Source organism: Agarivorans sp. 2_MG-2023 (assembly GCF_030548085.1).
Lineage (GTDB): Bacteria > Pseudomonadota > Gammaproteobacteria > Enterobacterales > Celerinatantimonadaceae > Agarivorans.
In genome coordinates, this window is sequence record NZ_JAUORQ010000003.1 from 400,652 (window position 1) to 425,655 (window position 25,004).

At 44.2% G+C, this 25,004-nt stretch carries 18 protein-coding genes and 2 tRNA genes; 12 read left to right on the forward strand and 8 right to left on the reverse strand.

The genetic code is table 11. From position 1 onward, the window contains the following. Window positions 1-479 precede the first annotated feature (479 nt). From Q4549_RS06880 to Q4549_RS06915, 8 genes are all read left to right on the forward strand, one after another. Window positions 480-2,117, forward strand: coding sequence for an ABC transporter substrate-binding protein (locus Q4549_RS06880; protein WP_303510312.1), 1,638 nt, complete (start codon window positions 480-482; stop codon window positions 2,115-2,117). 48 nt (window positions 2,118-2,165) lie between these two features. Continuing rightward, window positions 2,166-3,140: an ABC transporter permease gene (locus Q4549_RS06885; protein WP_303550512.1), complete on the forward strand. Its 975-nt coding sequence runs from the start codon at window positions 2,166-2,168 to the stop codon at window positions 3,138-3,140. Between the two features lie 8 nt (window positions 3,141-3,148). Next, window positions 3,149-4,087 (forward strand): ABC transporter permease, encoded by a 939-nt coding sequence (locus tag Q4549_RS06890; RefSeq protein ID WP_303550515.1) that lies wholly within the window; start codon window positions 3,149-3,151, stop codon window positions 4,085-4,087. Beyond that, window positions 4,084-5,052 (forward strand): ABC transporter ATP-binding protein, encoded by a 969-nt coding sequence (locus tag Q4549_RS06895; RefSeq protein ID WP_303510305.1) that lies wholly within the window; start codon window positions 4,084-4,086, stop codon window positions 5,050-5,052. The genes Q4549_RS06890 and Q4549_RS06895 overlap by 4 nt, the downstream gene beginning before the upstream one ends. Beyond that, complete coding sequence (locus tag Q4549_RS06900) at window positions 5,049-6,032, forward strand: ABC transporter ATP-binding protein (protein WP_303550518.1); 984 nt, start codon at window positions 5,049-5,051, stop codon at window positions 6,030-6,032. Before Q4549_RS06895 ends, Q4549_RS06900 begins: the two co-directional genes overlap by 4 nt. A gap of 66 nt (window positions 6,033-6,098) precedes the next feature. Then, a complete protein-coding gene (locus Q4549_RS06905; protein WP_303550521.1) occupies window positions 6,099-9,527 on the forward strand; it encodes a hypothetical protein in 3,429 nt (1,142 codons plus the stop codon). 16 nt (window positions 9,528-9,543) lie between these two features. Then, window positions 9,544-9,972 (forward strand): hypothetical protein, encoded by a 429-nt coding sequence (locus Q4549_RS06910; protein ID WP_303550523.1) that lies wholly within the window; start codon window positions 9,544-9,546, stop codon window positions 9,970-9,972. Window positions 9,973-9,981: 9 nt separating this feature from the next. Continuing rightward, a complete protein-coding gene (locus tag Q4549_RS06915; protein WP_303550524.1) occupies window positions 9,982-12,516 on the forward strand; it encodes a glycoside hydrolase family 3 protein in 2,535 nt (844 codons plus the stop codon). 34 nt (window positions 12,517-12,550) lie between these two features. Here Q4549_RS06915 and Q4549_RS06920 read toward each other — a convergent pair whose 3' ends face one another. Then, complete coding sequence (locus Q4549_RS06920) at window positions 12,551-13,564, reverse strand: LacI family DNA-binding transcriptional regulator (protein ID WP_303510295.1); 1,014 nt, start codon at window positions 13,562-13,564, stop codon at window positions 12,551-12,553. Window positions 13,565-14,101: 537 nt separating this feature from the next. On the opposite strand from Q4549_RS06920, the gene Q4549_RS06925 reads away from it, so the two are divergent. After that, window positions 14,102-15,694: a glycoside hydrolase family 16 protein gene (locus tag Q4549_RS06925; RefSeq protein ID WP_303550527.1), complete on the forward strand. Its 1,593-nt coding sequence runs from the start codon at window positions 14,102-14,104 to the stop codon at window positions 15,692-15,694. A gap of 67 nt (window positions 15,695-15,761) precedes the next feature. Here Q4549_RS06925 and Q4549_RS06930 read toward each other — a convergent pair whose 3' ends face one another. Together Q4549_RS06930 and Q4549_RS06935 are read right to left on the reverse strand one after the other, a co-directional pair. Beyond that, entirely contained in the window at window positions 15,762-17,816 is a 2,055-nt protein-coding gene (locus Q4549_RS06930) for a glycoside hydrolase family 16 protein (protein WP_303550530.1), read from the reverse strand. Between the two features lie 463 nt (window positions 17,817-18,279). After that, window positions 18,280-18,355 (reverse strand) — tRNA-Trp (locus Q4549_RS06935). 271 nt (window positions 18,356-18,626) lie between these two features. Here Q4549_RS06935 and Q4549_RS06940 point away from each other — a divergent pair. Continuing rightward, on the forward strand, window positions 18,627-20,084 hold the full coding sequence (locus Q4549_RS06940) for a methyl-accepting chemotaxis protein (RefSeq protein WP_303550532.1): 1,458 nt from the start codon (window positions 18,627-18,629) through the stop codon (window positions 20,082-20,084). 1 nt (window position 20,085) lies between these two features. On the opposite strand, the gene Q4549_RS06945 is transcribed toward Q4549_RS06940, so the two are convergent. From Q4549_RS06945 to Q4549_RS06955, 3 genes are all read right to left on the reverse strand, one after another. Then, window positions 20,086-20,526, reverse strand: coding sequence for a TerB family tellurite resistance protein (locus Q4549_RS06945; protein ID WP_303510287.1), 441 nt, complete (start codon window positions 20,524-20,526; stop codon window positions 20,086-20,088). Window positions 20,527-20,661: 135 nt separating this feature from the next. Then, window positions 20,662-20,737 (reverse strand) — tRNA-Thr (locus Q4549_RS06950). Window positions 20,738-20,861: 124 nt separating this feature from the next. Continuing rightward, window positions 20,862-21,683, reverse strand: coding sequence for a UDP-2,3-diacylglucosamine diphosphatase (locus Q4549_RS06955; RefSeq protein WP_303550535.1), 822 nt, complete (start codon window positions 21,681-21,683; stop codon window positions 20,862-20,864). Window positions 21,684-21,868: 185 nt separating this feature from the next. Between Q4549_RS06955 and yvcK the strand changes: the two genes are divergently transcribed. After that, entirely contained in the window at window positions 21,869-22,906 is a 1,038-nt protein-coding gene (yvcK, locus tag Q4549_RS06960) for a gluconeogenesis factor YvcK family protein (RefSeq protein WP_161985075.1), read from the forward strand. Here yvcK and Q4549_RS06965 read toward each other — a convergent pair. Beyond that, window positions 22,887-23,381 carry a hypothetical protein gene (locus Q4549_RS06965; protein ID WP_303550537.1) on the reverse strand — a complete coding sequence of 165 codons (495 nt, stop codon included), beginning with the start codon at window positions 23,379-23,381 and terminating at the stop codon, window positions 22,887-22,889. The two genes, yvcK and Q4549_RS06965, sit on opposite strands and share 20 nt — an antisense overlap. Window positions 23,382-23,717: 336 nt before the next feature. Here Q4549_RS06965 and Q4549_RS06970 point away from each other — a divergent pair, with 336 nt between their 5' ends. Then, entirely contained in the window at window positions 23,718-24,434 is a 717-nt protein-coding gene (locus tag Q4549_RS06970; RefSeq protein ID WP_303510281.1) for a DUF3581 family protein, read from the forward strand. A gap of 38 nt (window positions 24,435-24,472) precedes the next feature. Here the strand turns inward: Q4549_RS06970 and Q4549_RS06975 are convergent, their stop codons facing one another. After that, a complete protein-coding gene (locus Q4549_RS06975; protein WP_303510280.1) occupies window positions 24,473-24,946 on the reverse strand; it encodes an Lrp/AsnC family transcriptional regulator in 474 nt (157 codons plus the stop codon). Window positions 24,947-25,004 lie beyond the last annotated feature (58 nt).

The window sequence follows — 25,004 nt, forward strand, 5'->3', positions numbered from 1 at the left end:
CGCTTACTTTTAAGAGGTTAAAAAAAGACTTTTCAGTCATCTTTTTTTCACCAAAGCATTGTTATATCCGTAATGCTACACCGCCATCACAGCTACGAATAAACAATAAACACGCTGAGCTGTACAGATTTACTGCTAGGCTCAATACAAAAAATAGAAGCGCGTCACGAAAAGTAAGCGTTTTCAAAATAAACTCTAAAAAACACAACAAATAGACTAACAAGATAAAAAGCATTGAATGACAAAGACACAAAAAATCTCGTGGAACTACGCAAAAAGAACCAAAAAGACCATAAAACCCAACCAAATGTGACCAATGTAGAAAATTACGTGCCGTTCCATTGCCTCTATTTCAATTCTGAAATAGAGTCCGTGAAAAGAAAGCGCTTTCTTTTTGGGGTTTATAGCCAATAGGCCATCGTAAACCTTCTAAATTTGCAGCGCCTATTACTAGAGTGCCGATAAAAAAGGATTATCTAATGCAGAGCAAAACGGTTTTATCTTCAATTATTTGCGGCTTAATGTTGTCATCAGCAAGTGTTTTAGCCAGCGACATTAAACAAGGGGGAACTCTTACAGTACCTATTATTGGTACTGGTTTTGTAGAGAACTACAACCCCTATACATCTAAAGACTTGTTACACGGAGTGATGTTTGAACCGCTCATGGTGTTCAACAATATGACAGGTAAAACCGAGTGGCGTTTAGCTGAATCAGCGACTTACTCCGATGACCTAACATCAATTGAGCTGAAACTTCGTAAGGGCTTGAAGTGGTCTGACGGTAGTCCACTTACTGCAAAAGATGTTGCCTACAGCTTTACCATGACGAAAGAAAATGGCGCCTTTGACCAACGTGGTATCTGGACAGATGGTAACCTTATTAGCATTGAAGCAACAGACGACAGCACTGTTGTGTTTAAACTCACCGAAGCAGATTCAACCTTTATCTGGAATTTGGAAAAGTACCATATCATTCCAGAAAAAGTGTGGAGCAAAGCCAGTAACCTGACAACGTTCACTAACCCTAACCCAATTGGCAGCGGTCCAATGACCGAAGTGAAATATGTAAAAACACAACAAATGGAACTGTGCCGCAATCCTCACTATTACTTAGACGGTTTACCTCATCTAGATTGTATTACCTACCGCTCATACAACGACAACTCTCAAATTCAACCGGCCTTAATGAAAGGGGAAATTGACTGGGGCTCTAACTTTATTGCCGACATCGACAATACTTTTGTTGCCGCCAGCCCGGAGAATCATCACTACTGGTACCCAGCAAATGATGCCATTCATTTGTATGTAAATACCAAAGAAGCTCCATTTAGTGATTTAGAATTACGTAAAGCCTTGTCTATTGCCCTTGATAGAGAGTCCATTGTTGATATCGCCGCCTACGGCTACCCAACAGTTAACTTTAATGCAGGTGGTATTGGTGAGTTATATAGCACCTATATTGATGCCGACGTAACCGCTAAGTACAAAGACTTAACCACCTACAATCCAGAGAAAGCGAATCAAATGCTTGACGCTGCTGGGTACGTAGACAAAAACAATGATGGCTTCCGCCAAACCAAAGATGGTAAGCGCATTGAGTTTGATATTGAGGTAGTGAACGGTTGGACCGATTGGATCCAAGTGGTTCAAATGGTCACCGAGTATTACGAAGAAGTTGGCATTAAAGCCAATGTTAAAACCGTAGATTGGGCAGTTTACGACTCTTCTCTAAAAGACAGCACTTACAAAATGGCGATTAACTGGTCGTTAGTGGCTACCCACCCTATTTTGGCTTATCAAGATTACTACTCTAGCTCTCGCGTTGGTAAAACTTGGCATGGTGGTCACGGTGTTCACACACCAGAAATTGATGCACTAATTGAAAGCTTTGGTCAAACCAACGACAGCGCCGAGCAAGCCGATATCATCAAGCAACTGCAAGTATTTTCAGCTGAGAACTTACCGTTTATTCCACTGTTCTCTAACCCTACTTGGTTCCAATACAACAGCTCTAAAATTGTTGGTTGGCCAAATGCCGAAAACCCATATGTACAACCAGTATGGTACGACGGCGGCAAGCGCGTATTAATAATTAACAATCTTCACCTTAAGTAGTACACCGCAGAGAGCCACATTGTGGCTCTCTAAGCTTTGGAAAATATTATGAGTTTTTTATTACGCCGACTGGGCTTTTACTTTACAGCCTTCTTGATCGCCATCTCATTTAACTTTTTGTTACCTCGGTTAATGCCTGGCGATCCAGTTGACGCATTATTTGCAGCAGCTCAAGGCAGAATGGATCCCGCGCAAATGGACGCAGTGCGCGAAATGTATGGCTTTATGGATGGTTCGGTTTTTGAACAATACATTGCTTACATTAAAAGTGTGTTCACTTTAGATTTAGGCCCTTCGGTACTGATGTTTCCAGTGAGCGTTACCGAAGTCATTGGAATGGCTTTGCCATGGACGATGTTTTTAGCCTTAGGCTCACTGATAGTGGCATTGATTATCGGGGTATCTATTGGCACCTATGCGTCTTACCGTCGAGAAGGCTTTTTTGGTCAGGTATTTCCGCCTGTACTCGCCTTTATTAGTAACTTCCCTTACATCGTAACCGCATTATTGCTGTTCTACTTCTTTGGTTTGCAACTGGAGCTTTTACCTCTCGCTTATACCTATGACCCAACTCTAGATCCTGCGTTTAGCTGGGAGTTTATTAGCAGCGTTCTTAAACATGCCATTTTACCTATGGGCTCTATGGTGGTGGTAGGCATTGCAACCTGGGTATTTAACATGCGTAACGCCATGATTAACGTACTTGGCGAGGATTACGTGACCATGGCTGAGGCCAAAGGCTTGTCTAGCTTTAGAGTGATGTATCGCTACGCTGGACGAAATGCCATTTTGCCGGTGGCTACCGCCATTGCCATGGCCATTGGTTTCTCGTTTGCTGGTTCAATTATGACCGAGGTGGTTTTTAACTACCAAGGCTTGGGCAATATTTTACTTAAGGGCATTGTGGCGCGAGATTACCCGCTTATCCAAGCCATTCTGCTAATCCTAGTTACTGCGGTGCTTACCGCCAATTTCATTGCCGACCTTTTATATGTTTGGCTTGATCCCCGTATTTCGAAGTAGGCCTTACTATGGAAAACATTCAACACTCAGCTAAATGGCGTCAGTTTCTGACCAAATCATTAGCCTTCTTTCATGGCAATCCTCCGGCGATTATTGGCGGATTATTAGCCACAATTATTTTAATCGGCGCGTTGTTTGCGCCACTTATTGCCACTCATGATCCACAAAAACGCGTATCGCGGCCTCACCAAGCGCCTAGCGCTGAATACGTAATGGGAACCACCCGCAACGGTCGTGACGTATTTAGCCAAGTACTCTTTGGTGCTCGTAAGTCCTTAACCGTCGCGATTACTGCTGGAATTATTGCTATGAGCATTGCCGTTGCGGTAGGTGTTAGCTCCGGGTATTTCGGCGGCAAAATTGACGAGTGGTTAAACTTTGTCACCAACGTATTTTTGGTATTCCCACAACTGCCACTACTAATTGTACTGGCAGCGTTCTTGGGGCAAGTGGGCTCCTTAGTGATAACAGTATTACTCGGGGTCACATCCTGGCCGTGGGGGGCACGAGTCATTAGGGCGCAAACCATGGCCATAAGAAACAAAGAGTTCATCATTTCAGCAGAAGTGATGGGAGAATCAAAAATCCGCATCATCTTGGTGGAAATTCTTCCTAACTTGGTATCAATTGTATTTGGTGGCTTCTTGGGAACGGTTATTTACGCCATGGGCTCTGAAGCAGGCTTAGGCATTCTTGGTTTGGGTGATGCAACCGAAGTGAGTTGGGGTTCAATGCTGTATTGGGCACAAGTTTCTTCGTCACTATACACCGGTGCGTGGTGGGAAATGCTGGTTCCAGCACTCGCCCTAGCCATTACTGGCGGTGCATTAGCACTCATCAATATGTCGATTGACCAAGTGAGCAATCCAAAACTTAAAACCGGCCCTCACCTTAAAGTGTGGAAAAAACTACAAAAAGCAGCAGATCAACGTAGAGGTTTAGCATGAGCCAAGCATTACTCGAAATAAACAATCTAAGTGTTGATTACGTGTCTCCTAACGGCATTGCCCGCGCAGTAAACAATGTAAGCTTGAGCATTGCTCCAGGCGAAACACTAGGCTTGGCCGGAGAATCCGGTTGCGGTAAAAGTACCTTAGCTTTTGCTATTTCACGCCTGCACAAAGCACCAGCACTGATCCCCGAAGGAGAGATCCTTTATAAGGGTGAAGATGTGCTAAAAATGAACGACAAACAACTGCGTGCTTTTCGCTGGAATGACACTTCGGTGGTGTTCCAAAGTGCCATGAACTCGCTGAACCCGGTCATTAGCATTGGAGAGCAACTTACCGATGTAATTTTGGCCCACAAAAAAGTTAGCCTTAAACAGGCAACCTCTAAAGCTAAAGAGTTGCTGTCTATTGTGGGTATTCACGGTGACCGCTTAAAAAGCTTCCCTCACCAACTTAGCGGCGGTATGCGTCAACGGGTCGTGATCGCCATTGCATTGGCCTTAGAACCAAAGCTTATCATTATGGATGAACCCACCACTGCTTTAGATGTAGTGGTAGAGAGAGAGATCCTGAATGAGCTTTACGACTTAAAAGAAAAGTTTGGCTTCTCAATTTTATTCATTAGCCACGACCTAAGTTTGATGGGTGAAATAGCCGACCGAATAGGTGTGATGTATGCCGGAAACCTGATTGAAATAGGGGAGGCAAAAACCGTATTCAACCACCCTACTCATCCCTACACCAAAGGTTTAGTCTCATCTTTCCCCACTATTCATGGCCCTAAAGAGCGCTTATATGGGATCCCTGGTGACCCTGTAAATCTGCTTAAATTACCTAGCGGTTGTAATTTCCAAGCCCGCTGTAACGACTGTGTTGAACGCTGCACCAGCAACGAACCCATCCTACGAGCGCAAGCTTCTGGGGTTCAGGCGGCATGTCATGTTTTGGAGGTTCAACAATGAACGTAGACACTACCAGCAAAACCGTATTAGCTGTAAAAAACCTAATTAAAGACTTTCCGATTGGTTTATCGTCTAACCCCAACAATTTAATGCGTGCGGTTAATGACGTGACCTTCAACCTGAACAAGGGCGAAGCTCTAGCGATTGTTGGTGAGTCGGGTTCGGGTAAAAGCACCGGAGCGCGAGTATTAACCCGCATTTACGAAAAAAATGGCGGCGATATTCATTTTAAAGGTTTGCCCTTAGATGAGTTTGTTAAACAACATGGGTCTTTAGAATACGCTCGCCAAGTACAAATGATTTTCCAAGACCCTTTTGGCTCGCTAAATCCGGTGCATTCTATTTATCACCACATTGCGCGCCCTTTGCTTATTCATAAGCGCGCCAACAAACAAGAGCTGCGTGACAAAGTCTACGAGCTGCTAGATTTAGTGGGCTTATCGCCGGTGGTAGAAACTGCCGAAAAGTACCCACATGAACTGAGTGGTGGCCAGCGCCAACGGGTAGCCATAGCTCGCGCCCTTGCCGTAGACCCCGAAGTCATTCTGGCTGATGAGCCCATCTCAATGCTCGACGTGTCGGTGCGATTAGGGATTTTGAACCTCATGGCCGATTTAAAAGACAAACGTGGTATCTCGTTCATGTACATCACCCACGACATCGCTACGGCCCGCTACTTTGCAGAGAAAACAGCAGTGATGTATGTCGGCCACATGGTGGAGTGGGGAAACAGCGATAAAGTCACTCAAACGCCGCAGCACCCTTACACCAAACTATTGCTGTCAGCGGTACCCGAAGCCAGCAAAAGCGGCCGCCGAGAGCTAGGCGCTAAAAAAGGGGATATTCCAATGTGGCACCCGTCGTCAGTTGGTTGCCCATTTGCAGCTCGTTGCCCCAACGCCTTAGATAAATGTAGCGACGCATTCCCAGAGGTAACTCAACTGGCTGACGATCACTTTGTTCGCTGTTTTAACCTTTAAAGCGATTTTTTCGCGCTGCCTTAAGTAAGCGCTTACACCAGTTTTAAGATAATCAAAGTAGAGAATATGGACACTTTAACTAAAGACGTAACAGGTAAGTTTGTTTCGATAGACGGAGACAAGTACTACCAAATTAAAAACGTAGACCAGATGAACCCGTTTTTTATCAGCGTGGTTTCGGCCAGCGATCACTGGTTATTCATCTCCTCCACTGGCTGTTTATCGGCCGGTCGAATTCGCCCAGAAAACGCCTTGTTTCCTTACAAGTCGGTAGATTACATTCACGAAAGTGCCGAAAACACCGGCAGTAAAACTATTTTAAAAATCCAGGGTGAAAATGGCATTCAGCAATGGGAACCGTTTAACCAACAGCATGATAGTTTGTATAAACTGCGCCGCAATATTTACAAAAATATTGCGGGCGATAAAATTATTTTTGAAGAGTTAAACTTTGACCTTGGATTAAGCTTTAAATACCAATGGAGCACCAGCGAAAAGTTTGGTTTCGTTCGAACAGCCACGCTTACCAATACCACGCACCAAACACGTGAAATTGAGTTAATTGACGGCATTCAAAATTTATTACCTTCTAATACGCCATTTTCAATTATGCAAGGCAGCAGCGCCCTACTCGATGCCTATAAATGGAACGAGCGTGAAGCCAAAGCTAGCCTTGCCACCTACAGTTTGTACGCCAAGTTAAGTGACCGCGCAGAGCCAGCCGAATCTTTACTCGCCACCAGTGTGTTTTCAATCGTCAAAGATTGCCAATCTATATTGCTTTCTAGCCAACAGTTAGCAGCATTTCGTCGCGGTGGCAGCATAGAAGACGAGCAACTCACCCGAGGCGTGCGCGGTGCCTACTTTATTCATAAAAAGCTTTCCTTAGCGCCAGCACAGCAAGATAACTGGAGCATTGTGGCCGACATCGATCAATCGCATTCAGACCTGGCGGAGCTGCAGGAAATCATCGCAAACCAGCAATTGCCACAAATACTGGCTGACTCAGTTGAACAAAATCATCAAGAACTGCTTAAGTTAATGGCGGGCAGTGACGCTTACCAAAAAACAGCTGAAGACGAAACCAGTGTGCACCACTATGCCAACGTATTATTTAACAACATGCGTGGTGGCGTAGTGGTTGATCAGTATTGGGTAGAAAGTGCTGATTTCATTAGCACCCTAAAAAATGCCAATACCCAAGTAGCTATCGACCAAGCTAGCTTTTTAAACAGCTTGCCAGAAAAGATAAACTACGATGAATTATTGTCGTTAGCGGCCAAGCAAAGTAACCCACAGCTACTGCGTTTATGCCACGAATACCTACCGCTAACCTTTGGTCGACGACACGGCGACCCTAGTCGCCCGTGGAACCACTTTGAGATAAAACTAAAAGACAATCACGGTAATAGATTATTGTCTTATCAAGGTAACTGGCGTGACATATTCCAAAACTGGGAAGCCCTAGGTCTTAGCTACCCAAGCTTTATAAAAAGCTTTATTGCCAAGTTTGTGAATGCATCTACCATTGACGGATACAACCCTTATCGCATTACTAAAGCAGGAGTTGATTGGGAACTGTTAGAAGCAGACGACCCTTGGAGTAACATTGGATATTGGGGCGATCACCAAATTATCTATTTGCTTAAGTTTTTAGAGCAGTCAGATAAGTACCAACCGGCAGAGCTTAAAACCCTACTAGATACTGAAATTTTTAGTTACGCCAACGTGCCCTACGAGATTTCGCCAGCAGATACCATCTTTGCTGATGCAAAAAATACCGTTGAGTTTAACGAGAACAAACAAAAAGTCATCGAAAGCCGCGAAAGCTTAATGGGCAGCGATGCGCGCTTATTGTTAGATAAAAACCAAGAAGTGTATTTAGCCAATTTAGCCGAGAAACTACTGGTACCACTACTCGCAAAACTAGGTAACTTGGTGCTAGACGGCGGTATATGGCTAAATACCCAGCGACCAGAATGGAACGATGCAAACAACGCTATTGTAGGTACCGGTTTATCCATGGTTACCCTTTATTACATGCGTCGTTACGTGGCGTTTCTACAAGACTTATTCGTAGACGACAAATGCTATGCTATTTCGAATGAGTTAGCAGAATGGTTACGTGCCAGCACAGAGACTTTAGAACAGGCCATTCAGTTGCTCGACGCGTCATCAGCTAGCGATGCTCAGCGCAGCCAAGTCCTGCGTAGCTTAGCTAAGGTAGCAGCAGATTATCGTTCCAAAGTTTATCAGCATGGCTTCTCAGGTAAACAAACCGTCAGCACTGCTCAAATCCAAGCATTATTATCGCCAAGCCTGCGTATTATGGATAAAAGCATTGCCAGTAACTATCGCCAAGATGGGTTATACAATGCTTACAACATCATTAATTACACTCAAGATGAAGTCGCCGTAGACTATCTATACCCGATGCTTGAAGGCCAAGTTGCGGTATTATCTTCAGGTGTTTTAAACCCCGATGAAGCGGTACAGTTACTCGATAAGCTTTACAGCAGCGCGATGTTCCGCGAAGACCAAAACACCTTCATGCTTTACCCAGATCGCGACTTAGTTGGTTTTAAAGCTAAAAACCGAATCAGTGAAAAACGGGTTGTAGCCAACCCCGTTTTGCAACAAATGATAAAACAAACCGACCGTCGAATTATTGAACAAGATAATCAGGGGCATTATCATTTCAACGCACACTTCGACAACGCGGGAGCCTTAAATGAGGCTATCAGTTCACTTAGCAGTGATTACCCTCAAGCCGACGCAGCTACTTGGCAAGACATTCGAGCCAGCTACGAAGAAGTGTTTAATCACCAAGCCTTCACTGGTCGCTCAGGTACCATGTTTGGTTACGAAGGTTTAGGTTCTATCTACTGGCATATGGTGTCTAAGCTACTGCTTGCGGTACAAGAGAACTACTTTGCGTCTTATAACAGTGACCCGCACTCTTTAGCAACTCAGCAACTGGCAGAGTACTACTACCGAGTACGTGCTGGCATTGGCTTTAACAAGACACCCGAGGTATATGGGGCTTTCCCAACCGACCCATATTCACACACTCCAAAACAAGCGGGTGCTCAGCAACCAGGCATGACCGGGCAAGTGAAAGAAGAAATTCTAACCCGCTTTGGTGAGCTAGGTTTACTGGTTGAACATGGTCAGATAAAAATCCAGCCTTCACTGTTAAAAAGCAGCGAGTTTTTAAGCGCTGAAGATGACTATCAATACATTGACCAAAACAGCCAAACACAAACCTTGGCGCTAACAGCGAAGCAACTTGCTTTTACTTACTGCCAGGTGCCGTTTGTTTACCAACAAAGTGACTCCGAACACGCTCAATTGACAGTGAGCCTTACAAATGGCGAACAATACTCAAATGAGGATTTAGTATTGAGTGAAGAATTGAGTCAATCGGTGTTTGAACGTAAGCAACAAATTGCTCATGTCTTTGTAAGACTGCCCAGCAACATGCTGCTCAGCTAACAGAAAGGGACCTAAATTGAACAGCCACCTAATTGAGGTGTCTGAATACCAAGCGGCGGGATATTCTCCCGTCGTTGATTTTCAGACTTGGCGTGTAGCCATTCTCAACTACATTGATGAGCTGGAGACCCCGCTCATTAACAACTTTCAGTGCCACTTAGACACCGACGAAGTATTTGTATTGTTAGCAGGTCGCTGCATATTATTTTGCGCCGAGACCTCTAAAAATCGCTTAGGTAAGATCGTTGCCCAAGATATGCAAACGGGCAAAATCTATAACATCAAACAAGGTGTTTATCATACCCATACTCTCAGCCCCGACGCCAAAGTGTTAATAGTTGAGAACAGTGATACCTGTGATAACAACTCTCCCAAAATATCCATTTCAAAAGACATTCAAGATGAGCTTACCTCACTAAAAGCTCAGCTGTGGTCGCCCCAATAGAGAACGCTGATGACTGAACAACTTCCTTTTTACTCAGATTGGCCAACACTAACGTCGGCGATTCCTTTAGATCAACAAATTGAAAAAGACATCGAGGGCATCTTGCAACAGATGACCTTAGAAGAAAAAATCGGCCAAATGATCCAGCCTGATATTCGCAATGTTAGTTTAGAAGAAATTCGAAAGTACAAATTAGGGTCGTTACTGAACGGCGGCGGAGCTTGGCCTAATGGAGACCGTTATGCCACCAGCAAAACCTGGTCAGAACTTGCTGAAAACTGTTGGCAGGCTTGTGAGAAAGCCTTTGCTGATCGTCCATTTCGCATTCCCTTTTTGTGGGCCACCGATGCCGTGCATGGCCACAACAATGTGGTTCAGGCAACCATCTTCCCGCATAACATTGGTTTAGGCGCAGCCCACGACCCAGAACTAATAAAGAGAATAGCGGAGATTACCGCCACCGAAATTGCGGTAACCGGCCTAGACTGGACCTTTGCTCCCACCGTAGCCACTCCACGCCACTACAACTGGGGGAGAGTCTATGAGGGTTATTCCGAAGATCCAGAACTTGTACACCAATACGCCAGTAAAGTCGTTGAAGGCTTACAAGGCAGTGCTCAGCAATTGATGGGAGATGGCAAAGTTTTAGCCACTGCCAAACACTGGATCGGTGATGGCGGTACTCAAGACGGCGTTGACCGTGGAGAAAATCATTACTCGGAATTGGCGTTAATCAACCTACATGGTCCAGGTTATTACAGTGCCATAGAGGCAGGGGTGCAAACCGTTATGGCTTCCTTTAACAGTTGGCACAACGAGGCAAATTATGACCATGACTTAGCCAACGCAAGCACCCCTTACAACTACAAAATCCATGGCAGCCGTTACTTGCTTAATGATGTGCTGAAACAAAAAATAGGCTTTGACGGACTGATAGTTTCTGATTGGAGTGGCCACGCCGAAATATCAGCCTGTGCCTGCGACAATGCAGATTACGCAGTCAACGCCGGTATCGACATGTTGATGATACCAGAGCGGGAAGACTGGCAAGCGGTGTATCAAAATCTGATTATTGCTGTTAAACAACAGCGGGTGAGCGAGCATCGAATTAACGATGCAGTACAACGTATATTGAGAGTAAAACAGCGTGCGGGTTTATGGGAAAAAGCTAGCCCAGCCCAACGAACACTCGCCGGTAAGCAAACCTTGTTAGGCCAACAAAGTCACCAAGCGGTAGCACGCGAAGCGGTAAGAAAATCATTAGTATTGCTTAAGAACAACCAGCAATTGCTGCCGCTGTCACGCAAGCAAAAAGTACTCATCGCCGGCAGCGCTGTGGATGATATTCAAAAACAAACCGGAGGCTGGAGCATTACTTGGCAAGGTGATGAAACCAGTAAACAAGACTTCCCCAACGCTGCTACCTTAAAAGACGCCTTGATAAATCAACTAGGCCAACAGCAGGTGATTGATTTTAATGAACAAAATCAACATAAAATCAGTGATATTGATGTGGCTATCGTGGTTATCGGTGAGTCACCTTATGCAGAAATGGTCGGCGATTTAAAACATTGGCAGTCGTTAGAATTTGCCTCGCTAAAACACAGTTACCAACAAGATCACGATACAGTGATCCGCCTAAAAAAGATGGGTTACAAAGTAGTGACCCTGTTTTACTCAGGTCGCCCACTCTACGTAAATAATGAAATTAACCACTCTGATGCGTTTATAGCCGCGTGGCTGCCTGGCTCCGAGGCTGAGGGCATTACCGACGTACTCTTTAAAGACAATAACGAACAAATCGCTTATGACTTTAATGGCAAATTAAGCTTTAGTTGGCCAAATAAAAAGTATGCAAAAAATTGTCATCGCACGCTGGCGTATGCCAGCAAGCTGAATGTGCATACGCTGGAACAAGACAACCAAACCGATAACAAACCCTTGTTTGAGTACGGTTATGGCCTGTCTTACCAACATTCTCACCCCGTTGATCCGGCACTTAGCAACAACAGCTTAGTATTAGACAAAGCGCAGCCAGTTAAACCCGCGAACAAAGGAAGAGTAAACCTGTTCGGCGTGCATAAAGATATCGAATGTGAGTTATTCGCTCAAGTAAATGAATTAGCTCAACAGAAAGTCTCTAATAACTCCACGACTGCACTTGATAAGGTCGTGATAACCCCCATCAATTATCAGCATCAACAAGATGCTCGCCGCATCAAGTTGGAGCAAGGGCAATCGCTACATCTGCGCATATTGTTAGACGAAGCTAAAGACTTAAACCTAAAGAATGTGGCCTGTTTTGAGTTAGAGCTTTGTGTCCATCACATTACTAGAGATGCCACTATTGAGCTAGTGCCAGACCACGCAGAGGCAAGCCTGCTTAAGGCGTGGCAATACTCCCCTGTGGGACAATGGAAGAACCTGAATGTGCCACTTAAACAAGATGCCATAAGTAGCAAAGTGGACGAATTAGTACTTACGGTGTCTTTGCAAGGTCAAATGGAGGTAGATTTAGGCGCAATCTCAGGAGTACTGAAATAAACGGGTAATGACTTAGCCTGCTTGGCTAAGTCATTTATTCTGGCTCAACACTCGATAGCTGCTTTACTGAATTTCGTACAATTAACTCAGGGGCTAATTTAGCAGTAACATCATGGGTTTTATCATTGATGAGGGCAATAACACCTTTTGCCGCTTCGTAGCTTAACTGTTCGATAGGAAAACTTACGGTAGTTAATCTTGGGCGAATATGCTGACTATAGGTATCATTATCAAAACCGACTATCGAAATATCTTCACCAATGGTTAACTTGGCGTCACTACATACATTGTAAACCGCCAAGGCAATATTATCGTTTTGACAAAAAATAGCAGTAAAACCTTTATTTCTCGACATTAAACGTTGCACAGTCTCGTGATTACCTTCATGGTCAAAGCGCCCTTCAATCACCAAGTTTGCATCGTATTCTATTCCCGCTTCAGCCAAAGCATTGCGGTAACCTTGCAGGCGGTCGCGGCTTTCAATTTTGCTCATTTGTCCGGTAATACAGGCAACCTTTGTATGCCCATAATCGAGTAAGTGCTTGGTAGCTAAATACCCGCCCAACTCGTTATCAATCCAAATACAGCGCCCTTCCAGCTCAGGAATATTACGGTTCAAGATAATTGAGGCAGGAGTATCTTCGGCAATTTTGAGCAGTTCGTTGTCGGAGAGCTTATCGGAGTGAATAATAAGACCATCGACTTTTTTTGAGGCTAAGAACTCAATGGAGTCCATTTCTTTGGTTTTAGATTCCTGACCACTCGTCACAATTAAATGCAGGCGCTCTTCACGAATCAAGTTTTCAGTATTGTGCATCAGAGGACCAAAGTACGGGCCATCTAAGCTCCCCACTAACATACCGATGCTGTTAGAACGGTTAGACGCTAAGGCTTGTGCAAAGGTATTGGGTTTATAGCCCAGTTGCTCAATCGCATTAAACACTTTAACGCGGTTTTTTTCCTTTACCGAAGAATGCCCGTTAATCGCTCTTGAGACTGTAGCTTGAGAGACTTTTGCGAGCTCCGAGACTTCCTTAATTGTAATCAACTGTTTAACCTTAAAGTTCTATTACTTGCTTTTATCATTGGCCTGCTCTGCCTGTGCATCTACTTTTACTAAATATCTGGCTTGCTTGCTACTAATAAGCGACAAAACAGGGATGAAGTCGACAAAGTAAACGCTAACAAAATAAAAGCGATGTTCAATTCACCAATATTACCACACAGTTTAAAGTGTCTAATCGCTAAATCACGCCAAATACCAGTAGGTATCTAGTGCTAGCTTTACTTTACCTGCATCAAATAAATCTCACCGCACTATATAGCAAGCCCCACAAAAAGAAAGCGCTTCCTAAATTCATCGATAAAAACCACTGAGAAATCACTAAAGCTTCGGTTTTCCCTATCATTTCACCAACACTAAAATTTAAGACAAACCCCTTTATATAACTGGGTTTTGTGAAGGATTCCGCAAATATACCCACCAAATAGCATTTACAGAATCGCGTATATTTAAAGCAGTTACCACAAATGCTATAAAGAAAGCGCTTACAAAATATATCTAGCTTAGCAAGGAAGAAAAATAATGAAGATTAGCTCGAGTTCTGTTGGAAAATTTACCGCACTAGCACTTGTTTCATCATTAACCGCTTGTGGATCGACTTCGTCGTCAGATAGTGACGGCGGTTTAGTTCAAACCAAAGAAGCTATGCAACTCAGCGGTGCGCCCATTACCCCAAGTGACAAATGGAAGCTAATTTGGAGTGATGAATTTGAAGGCGATGAAATTGATAGCCGTAAATGGGGCTTTGAAGAGAACTGTTGGGGAGGTGGTAACAATGAGCAGCAGTGTTACACCGACCGCAAAGTGAACGCTTTCGTTGAAGACGGCAAACTTAACATCGTTGCGAAGAAAGGTAACTTCACTGGCCCAGACAATCCAGACGGCAAAAAAGGATTAAACAAAACCCTGCCCTACACGTCGGCTCGTTTACGTACTCTAAACAAAAAGGACTGGAAATACGGGCGCTTTGAAATTAAAGCAAAACTGCCGCATGGCCAGGGTACTTGGCCAGCAATTTGGATGTTACCTTCGGATTGGGTGTATGGTGGCTGGGCGGCATCTGGCGAGATTGACATCATGGAGGCGGTAAACCTTAAAACTAAATCCGACGAAATTGGATCTATTGGGCAGCCAGAATCGCGTATTCATGGCACCCTTCACTTTGGTAAAAAATGGCCCGACAATGCGCATACAGGCCAAGGTGTAAAGCTCCCCGACGGGCTTAACCCCGCTGATGATTACCATACCTATGCAATAGAATGGGAAGAAGGCGAAATTCGCTGGTATATCGATAATTACCACTACGCAACCCAGCGCCATGAGGGTTGGTACAGCCAATATGAAAAAGATGGCGTACTAGTAAACGCGGAATCTGAAGCTCCATTTAATCAAAAATTCCACTTACTACTTAACTTAGCCGTAGGTGGCAATTGGGCTGCAAAAGCCAACGAAGGCGGTATTGATGAATCCATTTTCCCACAAACCTTATCGGTTGATTCAGTTAAAGTTTACCGTTGCTCGGTAGATCGCTGGAAAGGTAAAGGTTGTGCGGCTAAATCAGACGATGCGGTAATGGTTGCTGGTGTTACGCCACCAGCGATACTAGCGGTAGATGATGCTTATGCTGATGGCCCCTTACTGGATATCTATACCGATAGCCTTAACTCATCACTCGCCTTTGAAAGCTACAATCCGGTAGACACAGTTAAATATTCAGAAGTAGATGAAGCTAGTCGCGGTAAAGTTATTGAAGTGAGTAAAAGTAGCGGCGCTGGCAATATCTACTTCCGTGCTCCACTAACAGACTTAACTCACTGGCTTGAAAGTGGCCAACTGATCTTTGACCTAAAAATCGAAGAGCAAGCGGCCAATGCAAAATTGCTAGTTAAAATAGATAGTGGCTGGCCTCATACCAGTGACGTAGAAGTTGACTTACCAGCAAGCGGTGAATGGAAAGAAGTACGCTTGAACATTAAAGACATACTAGCTGGCGGTAATAGCCATGCAGCGGGCAAGAAAGCTGACATTGCAGCGATTAGTAACCTACTAGTCTTTGAACCAAGCGATAAGATGACTTTTAAACTGGACAATATTCGTTTCGAAAAAGCCCAATAAGTAACAAGCACTAAAAAGGGTTAAGCAATAGCTTAACCCTTTTTTAATTTCCGTTTTAAACCTGAATCTATTTCGCTACTTCTAATTGGTCCCAATAATAGTGTTGCTCACCAGCCTCCGCACCACGCTCACCAAAGTTGAAAAATAAGGTTAGCTTGTTATAAGAACTTTTACTGTTCCAGCTAGGATTAGCATTACTAAAATCAAAGAGTAACTGCTCCCATTGCTCGGCGCTTTTGGTCATTACCTCTACCTCAGCAAAGCTGTCGGGTTTTGTTGTATCTGTCATTTTCAGCCTTATAGGCGAGGCTTTTTCAGGAGAATATACCCATACACTTACGATAGGTTTCTTGGGATCCAAGGTAATCGGTTTATCAAACCCTCCCTTGTCTCCTAAGCTGGTGCCGGCCCAACTGGCAGCTATCTCTGATTTGATGGTGAGCGCAACTCGGCCACGTTGCCCTGCTGGGTCGCTGGTTAGCCGAGTACTATTGCCACCAAAATCAGAAAAGTAATAAGCGGTTCCTCGCTGGTTAAATTTCACCGGCATATTAGCTGCGGGGTACTCAAAGCGCAGCTTGTCTAGCTGCAAGGTCATTTTATTGCTTGGCTCAATCACTAATAGATTAACCACCTGGGTGAGATCTACGTATTTACCAGAAACAAAGCTATTACCGTTCGCGACCAAATCGGCCACCTTAATACGTACTTCAGACCACTCATTTAAGTTTGGCAGGCTGACTTCAATATCACTGGTATTAGGCCAACCACTATCCATTTTGACCAATAACTTTGCGCCCTTTTGTTTACTTAAGAGCTTTAGATCAAACACTAACTCACCGCTTTCCTGCCAATGACTCATATTCGTTGCTGGAGCAGTTAAAAAGACATTACCCGTTTTACCGGTTTTGCTAATTTGCATAACCTGTCCGCGCAGCTCATCCTCCACTAACTGATGACGCATACGGTTTTTGGGGTCGTAACTATTGGCATTGAGGTATTCATCTAAACCTCCATCAAACAGCACAAAGCGAGGCCCTAAGGCGAACTGACCATCAGCTACGGTTATTGCAGGAGCGGTATACCCATCAACCAACTTTGCGTCTTTAGAAACCGTAGCGCAGCCTTTACCACTGGCGCGCTCTACCGTGCATTGGTAAACCCGCACGTAATCTATGGCTAGAGCCTGTGGAAATACTTTATTATCAACCCCTGTATCGTTAGCGTTTTCGGCCCAAGGCCCACCAACAGCTAAGTCCAATACCAGGTGAAAAGCGTGATCAAACGGGGCAGCACCTTCGGCGTTCACCAGTCCGCCATTATCACGATACTGGCTATACCATTGATTTTGACGCTGAGTAGCGTAGTGAACATTATCAACATACCAACGTATTTCGCCCTCTTCCCATTCAATCGCATAAGTATGAAAACCGTCGGCTGGGTTTAACGAGCGAGGTAACTCATAAGCTGTACCCGAGCGAAGATTCTCTGGTAATGCTCGCCCATACTGCAAATGCCCATATACGCGAGTTTCAGCTTGCTTTGGCTTTGCTCCCTCAGCATCACTAGTCGCTTTTAGGTTTACCGCTTCAACAATATTTATCTCCCCAGATGCCGGCCACTTACCGTATTTTGCATCGCTTGGAAGCATTGAAATTGCTGGGAATATACCTTGCCCTTGTGGAAGCTGCGCTCTAACTTCAATTCTTCCATACCGCCAGTCACCCTTACCCTTACTGTGCAACTTTGCAGAAGTATAAGGTAGCGTTTTGGTTATTCGCTTGTCTCCATCTGGCTGGCTTGTTCCGGTAAAACTGCCACTTTTGGCAAACAAAATTAAGCGACCATCGATAAGCTGCAGGTTAGCTTTACGCTTGGTATAACATTGCTGCTCGGCGTCTTCTCCTGCGCCGCAATGCTGCTCTATATTCCATTTACGTTTATCAATAACACTGGCATTAAACTCATCATTCCATACCAACTGCCAATACGCTGATGGTCTGCCTGTTGGGTCGAGCTTATCTAAACCTATTATTTGTTTTGGTTGCTCTGTAGCGCCGCAAGCAACCAATAACAACGAAAGAGGTACTAGGCCTGTTTTAAAACAATGCTTAACTCCCATTTTATGTCATCCTTGTCTTGATTATTTTGAAAGCGCTTTCTTTATAGCATTGTTGAAATTCACTTAAAACCTTCTCTATAAAACATCGACACTTATGCGATCAAAGCCACATAAAACAAGGGATTAAGGTTAAATCCATAACTAACAACAAACTTAAAAAAGTTCATGTGATACAAATAAAACACAAGTTATTTTGAAAGCGCTTACTAAATGAAAAGATGTATAGGAACCCCAGCTAAAATAAGCATGATTTACAGGGGGTATAAGGTAAACACTTATCCGCATAACAGCGGCAGCTAAGCCATAGATAAATCAACCAGTACGATGGAGAGTATGCAGGGAATAGTTAGACTTTATGCTTAAGCAACCTGACCCCCCCCTAAACACAATAAGCAAACAGATCAGAAAAAGCAGCGAATAGCAGATATGAAAAAGGCCAGCTAATAAGCTGGCCTTTAAAATTTGGCAGGGGCGGAGAGATTCGAACTCCCAACATTCGGATTTGGAATCCGACGTTCTGCCATTGGAACTACGCCCCTGCAACGGAAACGAATTATACATAAGCCAGTTTAAAGGTAAAGGGCTTATCTCGTGCTTTTGTTTAAGTGGACAAAGAAGCAACACTTTCTGTTCAAAATCAGTAAAAACGCTGAAAATTCAGTCAAAAAAATTCAAACAGCAGGCTAGCTGTATATTTTTTAACTCACGCACATTTCACCTCTATGCATGTTGCGTTTTTGTTAATGCACTTTCAGTATCGCTAAGTGGACAGACCTGTTTTACCTCACTCACTACACTAAGAGCCCAATTATGCTAAACCCAGTTGAGATATACGGACATATCTTTAAACCGCGCAGCGATATTGCCGAGGATCAACAGCAAGCGATTAAGACTCTGTTGTTTTACTTATTTTTTGGTTTATTGGTCGGTATTTACAGCGCCTTTAAATGGCAGAAATATGAGCACCAAGCGCTGATATTTAGCTCTTTGGCGTTGATTGTTATCGCCCTTGTGGCAAGTGGTTTATTGCGCGCAGGCTGGCACTATTTGCTGGTAGGCAATTTGGCCTTAAGTGGGATGGTATTGCATGCCATGAATATCATCTATCAATCGGGTGGCTTGCTTGATTCTCCCCACTTGTATTGGCTACCCACCCTCTCTCTACTGAGCTACCTTGCCACAAACCGCTTATGGGGCAATGTATGGACAGCCATATTATTCTGTTTAGGTTTGGCGATGTTGCTTGCTCATTTTAACGGGGCGAGCTTTCCGCAGATGCAATTGCCTGAAAAGGCGATGACCATTGAGTTATTCTCAGGCTTTCTATTACCGCTGTTATTACTGTGGATAGGCCAAAACTATGCATTACGTTTGCGCGATCAGGCCTATCAACAAGCCAAACAAGCCCAGCTGACCAACCAGAATATCGCCCAAGCCTCTGAACATTCTAAGCACCAATTACAACAAGTGGTGGAACACGCCAGCGATAGCTCTACCCAGTTGGTAAGTTCGGCTACGGATATGTCGAGTACAGTGCAGGAAATGAACAATAAAGCCGCTCAAATTGCCCAAAGTTCGGCTGATCAACATCAATCTATTAGCCAGATAAACCAAAACCTGTCTCAAATGGAAAAAGTATTAGCGCAAGCTAATCAAGCGACCGAGCAGTTATTAGGGCTTTCTCAGCAAGCATCTGGGAACGCAGAGGAAAGCGCTCAAGCGATTAGCCAAACCGAGCATTCGATGCAAAAAATCCTCAGTAGTAATCAACAAATAAACAGCGTAACCGACATTATTAGCGACATTGCCAATCAAACCAACCTATTGGCGTTAAACGCTGCGATAGAAGCAGCCCGAGCTGGCGAGCAAGGGCGTGGGTTTTCGGTGGTAGCCGACCAAGTAAGAGAGCTAAGCCTGCGCAGTAGTCAGTCAACTCAGCAAATCCGCAGTTTATTAGAAACCTGTTCCGCTGATGTGCAACAAGGTCACCAAGTAGTGGAACAAAGCGGCCAAATTCTGCATAACATTATTACCCTGGTAAAAGATATTTCAGAAGGCGTAGGTCAAATGGCTCAAGTGATGCAGCAGCAAGCGGTAACAGTGGCAGAAATTATTAATGTGAGTTCGCAGGTATCAGATTTTAGTCAGCACAACTCCAAAAGCAGCTCTGCGCTGCTGGACAATACCGAACAGCTCACTGGCATCGCCAACCAATTACAGGATATGGCCAGCCAACTACACCAAACTGTAGCCAGCCACCAGCGCTAATTTAAGAGGGCTGAGCCGACATTTTAGCTTTGAGATAGTCACTGTGGCTTAAGTAGATTAAATCTGACACTTGGCGGATGAGCGCTTCTTCTTGAGGGTCAATCACCCCATCGGCGTATGCGACTTTCCACAGTGCTTCGGTAAACAAATAGCGCTGTTGGTAATCAAGTTCTTTTACGTGGCGGGTAAAGTCGAATACCGAAATGGCCTGAGTAGCTTGGGTCTGCGCTTGAATAAACAAGTTCTCCGCTTCTTTGTCTGTTAACTCAAACAAGCGTTTTATCTTGCGCATAATCACCGCAGATTCACTATTGCTTTGTTGATTATCACTTTGGCTTAGCTGCACCAACAAAATGGTAGCAGCTAACTCTACATTGGGGGCATTTTCATCTGCAGAGCCATCAATTGTGGCTTGCAGCAATTCTTTAAGCGCCTTTAGCATCGGGCTTCCTATTAACCATCATCAAGTCTTGCGAGCATAAACCACCGCTTAACAAATGCCAAATGACGAAGTGAAGATCAAAACTAAAACGCCAGAAACGAAAAAGCCTCGTCATAAGACGAGGCTCTAAATGGATGGTGCCGATTGCCGGAGTCGAACTGGCGACCTACTGATTACAAGTCAGTTGCTCTACCAACTGAGCTAAATCGGCACACTGTTGGTACTGCTGATACGCTGTATCGAGCGAGCGCTATTAAACGGATTTTCATGGTGCTTGTCAACGCTCAAAGCAAAAAAAATTGCACAAAGCGCTCAACTGCCAATTAAATAATCAATTAAGCTACTTTTTCAGCACTTAAGGCTTGTGCTTGCGGCTCAGCCAAGGCAACAGCCACCAACTCCACAGTGGTTTTTAATCGGTCGTCCCAACGGCGTAACTGTAACTGACCATCCATGGTTTCACATAACAGGGTACAGTTTTCTATCCAATCGCCGTCGTTGGCGTATACCACTCCCTTTTGAAGGCTTAACTCAGGGTGATGAATATGGCCGCAAATTACCACATCTACGCCTTGCTTAACGGCCTCATTCACCACGGCATCACGGTAACGAGCGATAGCTTCAGTGGCTTTAGCAATTTTGCTTTTGATGTAACCGGCTAACGACCAGTAGGGATACCCCATGGCGTGACGAATTTTGCTCGAAGAGCGATTAAGGAACAATAAGAAATCGTAGAGATGATCGCCTAACTTAGCGTAAAAGCGACCGAAGCATACTTCTTCATCAAATTGGTCACCGTGCACCATCAATATCTGCTTACCTGTGATGCTGGTGTACAAATACTGCTTGCTCACTGTCACGTCGGCGAGATCCATACCGTCGTATGCCTTAAACAATTGATCATGATTACCGGGTATATACACCACTTCACACGCGCTTTTGGCTAAGTTCATTAAGTGCTGCAACACTTGATTGTGAGATTCAGGCCAATAAACTCTGCGCTTAAGCGCCCAAACATCCACAATATCTCCCACTAAGAAGATACGTTTCGCTTTAGTTTGTTGTAACAGTTGCAGCAGCATTTCTGCTTTGCAGTCTTTACAACCAAGGTGAATATCTGAAAGCCATAAGCTTTGATAGATCTGTTTAGTAGCCATACGATTCGCCAAACTATCCTTGTTAAGGCTAATCTAAGAGGGATATTTGACCAAAAAGTGACGCTTTGATTGCAAGACTATGACAGAAATATCATTGCCAAGTTAAACGCCTTTGTTTAGTGTACTAAACTCAATTAGGCTACCTAGTAGCAAATTGGATTGCGCCCAAGATCTCGGAGTAGATAGTGACACCTAATTTTCCACATCGCCCTTTGTCCATTGCCACTATTGGCGGCGGCAGTGGCCACTTTGTACTGCTGTCGGCACTGAGAGATGCAGATCACCTGGCGATTAGCGCCATAGTATCAATGACCGATAGCGGTGGCAGCACAGGGCGCTTACGCGATGAGCTAGGCATACTGCCTCCAGGCGATATTCTTAAGTGCGTATTAGCACTTTCTCCCTACCGAGAGCTCGCCCGTAAACTCCTTTTAAAACGCTTTACCAAAGGTAAACGCTTATCAGGCCACAGTGCTGGCAATATGTTGTTAACCATGTTGTCTCAATACAGTGGTTCGTTTTCTGAAGGCATTCAAGGTTTAGCCCAAATGCTAGATGTTGAAGGCGAGATTCTGCCCGTTACCATTGATAAGTCCACGTTGGTCGCAGAGCTAACGAGCGGCGAGCGTATTTTTGGTGAAAGCGCTATCGATTTACCCCGTGGTGACCAGCGCGAAAAAATCGCCAATGTATTTTTAGTGCCCCATCACGCGGAACAAGTTCGCGTATATCCTCCGGTTATTGAGCGCATCAATACGGTTGAAGCAATTGTATTAGGCCCGGGCGATCTATTTACCAGTATTATCCCTAATTTATTAGTACCCGGAGTAAAACAAGCCATTGTAAACAGCAAAGCAAAGCTGGTGTACGTGAGTAATATCATGACTAAGTTTGGCGAAACCGATGGCTATAATTTAGAGCACTTTATCTCTGACTTAGAGCATTACCTTGGCCGCTCACTTGACGCCATAGTAGTAAACAACCACATTCCCAGCGATGAGATGATCGCTAGCTACAATTTAGAACGCGCGCAAGTAGTAGACGTTGAAGATTTGAGTACTCTTCAACAGAAGTATCAAGTGATTTACGCAGATTTAATTGATGAAGACAGTGACATAGTGCGTCACGATTCTGCCAAGCTAGCCTGTGCTTTATTACCGTATTTAAATGGCTTAAAAGACAATACCTTATCCTTAGTTAAAGCTAGCGGAACTGAGGGCTAAGGCTGGTACCTCCCGCAAAAGCCGAATCAGGCATTCGCTGTATTAAACCATCTAGCTCGGTGAATACTGGGCGTAAAGCAGGCTCATACTTACCTTGCCAGCGCCACATCCACACATCTTGCCCTTGAGTCCATTGAATCAGCTTTTCGTTGCCCTGCTCACCCCAATTAGGCGAAGCAATTTGCTTGGGAACTTGAGTTAATAGCGCATAAATGTCAGAACAGACCAACATAGAAAGCTGCTGTACTGATTCACTGGTAGCAATTTGGTCGTTAAAGGTTTGGCGTAGCGAATAACGGAGGTTCTCGCAATCAACATTAAGCGTAGTGCTGCCATCAGGGCGATGAAACACGAAACTTAATTGGAAAGCAGGCGCATTTTTATCAAATAGCGCCACCCAAGTAGTAGCCCCACTGACCAATACAATGACTGCACCCAATACTAGCGTTCCCCAATAGCGTGACTTCTTTGCCATACCTTGCTCGCTCTCTTCCCTGATAGTTTGAAATTATCATCGAGGTAAAAACGCCCCCCGAACACCACCCTTTTAATGTGGTTACTGTGTAAAGGTAGGGCAGAAAGAGGGTCTTGAAAAGCCTTTTTTTGACAAAAGACTCAATTTATAATTTTATCTCCTTGTGGATAAATTTAATTAAATGAATGAAAAGAAATGCTTACTAAAAGTGCTAAAAATTAGTGCAGAATATTCAGCGATGAAAAAAATAAAAAAAAACTTTTATACTGATATGACCACCCTATGAGTAAATTTTGCTAAAATCGCCGGTCGCCGAGTTAAGCAAGTGAATCGAATATGAATTTAAGCCAATATTTTAGCCGTGAAGATCAACAGTTTGTTTTTAGTCGACAACAAGCCTGTGACTTCGCCAAAGGAGTCGCGAACGACTTCAACGCCATTCACGATGCAGACTCGTCACGCTTTTGTGTGCCGGGCGACTTATTGTTTTCAGTTATGCTAAGTGAACTAGGTCTTAACCAAGATATGCAGTTTACCTTTGCAGGGATGGTGACAGATGGTGTTCCACTAAGCATTAAGCAGCAACAAAATGCTTGTCAGCTCGTCGACCAGAACGATAAAGAATACCTGCAGCTCACCCGCAGCGGTGACAACTTAAAAGACCAAGCCATTATTGGTGACTTAATTAAAGATTACGTGCGCTTTTCTGGCCAAAATTTCCCGCATATTCTGGTGCCTCTACTGGAAGAACAAGGCCTAATGCTCAACCGTAAACGCCCTTTAGTCATATACGAGAACATGAGTTTACATTTTGAACGCTTACCCACTTGTTCCCCTCAACTTGAATTTGCTGGCGGTGAATTTATCCCTAACGGTAAACGCGGTGTTGCTATACTTAAGTTTGTGATTAGTGAAGCGGGCGAAACCATTGGCACGGGTCAAAAACGCATGGTACTAGGCAGCTTACTGCCTTATGAAAAAGCTGAGAGCGATATTCTCATCGCCAACTATGATGGCTGCCGCCAAGCCTTTCTAAAACGCCAACAAGGCTAAGCTAAACAAACAAAAATATAAAAGCGCTTCTGGCGCTTTTATTTTATGTGCGATAAAGGCAATGCGGTATTGTTTAAGACTTGCTGTAATACAAAGCTTGAACGCACCCCTGTTACTCCGTCTATACGAGTCAGTTTACCCAGTAAAAAGGCTTGGTAATGATCCATATCCGGTACCACAACTTTTAGCTGATAATCTGCATCAGTACCGGTAACCAATACACATTCCATCACTTCTTCGTAAGCACTAATGATCTTTTGAAAGTTTTCGAAGCGCTCTGGTGTATGCCTATCCATAGAGATATGAATGTAAGCAGTAAGGTTTAAATTAAGCTTCTTTTCATTGAGCAGAGTAACGTGCTTGGCTATAAGCCCAGCATCTTCAAGGGCTTTTACTCGCCTTGAACAAGGCGAAGGTGATAAACCTATTTGCTCCGCCAACTCAAGATTACTAATCCGACCGTTTTTTTGCATCAGGTCCAAAATCTTTTTGTCGGTGCGATCTAAGCGCATTTAACACCTCATCATTAACTTCTATTAAACTTGAGGTTTATTTCACCTGATTATCGGA

What these genes read in the sequence shown, in the direction of transcription:
- Q4549_RS06925 (WP_303550527.1), top strand. Translation starts at nt 14,102, where the DNA reads ATGAAGATTAGCTCGAGTTCTGTTGGAAAATTTACCGCACTAGCACTT.
- Q4549_RS06895 (WP_303510305.1), top strand. Translation starts at nt 4,084, where the DNA reads ATGAGCCAAGCATTACTCGAAATAAACAATCTAAGTGTTGATTACGTG.
- Q4549_RS06940 (WP_303550532.1), top strand. Translation starts at nt 18,627, where the DNA reads ATGCTAAACCCAGTTGAGATATACGGACATATCTTTAAACCGCGCAGC.
- Q4549_RS06975 (WP_303510280.1), bottom strand. Translation starts at nt 24,946, where the DNA reads ATGCGCTTAGATCGCACCGACAAAAAGATTTTGGACCTGATGCAAAAA.
- Q4549_RS06930 (WP_303550530.1), bottom strand. Translation starts at nt 17,816, where the DNA reads ATGGGAGTTAAGCATTGTTTTAAAACAGGCCTAGTACCTCTTTCGTTG.
- Q4549_RS06955 (WP_303550535.1), bottom strand. Translation starts at nt 21,683, where the DNA reads ATGGCTACTAAACAGATCTATCAAAGCTTATGGCTTTCAGATATTCAC.
- Q4549_RS06915 (WP_303550524.1), top strand. Translation starts at nt 9,982, where the DNA reads ATGACTGAACAACTTCCTTTTTACTCAGATTGGCCAACACTAACGTCG.
- Q4549_RS06880 (WP_303510312.1), top strand. Translation starts at nt 480, where the DNA reads ATGCAGAGCAAAACGGTTTTATCTTCAATTATTTGCGGCTTAATGTTG.
- Q4549_RS06965 (WP_303550537.1), bottom strand. Translation starts at nt 23,381, where the DNA reads ATGGCAAAGAAGTCACGCTATTGGGGAACGCTAGTATTGGGTGCAGTC.
- Q4549_RS06970 (WP_303510281.1), top strand. Translation starts at nt 23,718, where the DNA reads ATGAATTTAAGCCAATATTTTAGCCGTGAAGATCAACAGTTTGTTTTT.
- Q4549_RS06945 (WP_303510287.1), bottom strand. Translation starts at nt 20,526, where the DNA reads ATGCTAAAGGCGCTTAAAGAATTGCTGCAAGCCACAATTGATGGCTCT.
- Q4549_RS06905 (WP_303550521.1), top strand. Translation starts at nt 6,099, where the DNA reads ATGGACACTTTAACTAAAGACGTAACAGGTAAGTTTGTTTCGATAGAC.
- Q4549_RS06885 (WP_303550512.1), top strand. Translation starts at nt 2,166, where the DNA reads ATGAGTTTTTTATTACGCCGACTGGGCTTTTACTTTACAGCCTTCTTG.
- Q4549_RS06900 (WP_303550518.1), top strand. Translation starts at nt 5,049, where the DNA reads ATGAACGTAGACACTACCAGCAAAACCGTATTAGCTGTAAAAAACCTA.
- Q4549_RS06890 (WP_303550515.1), top strand. Translation starts at nt 3,149, where the DNA reads ATGGAAAACATTCAACACTCAGCTAAATGGCGTCAGTTTCTGACCAAA.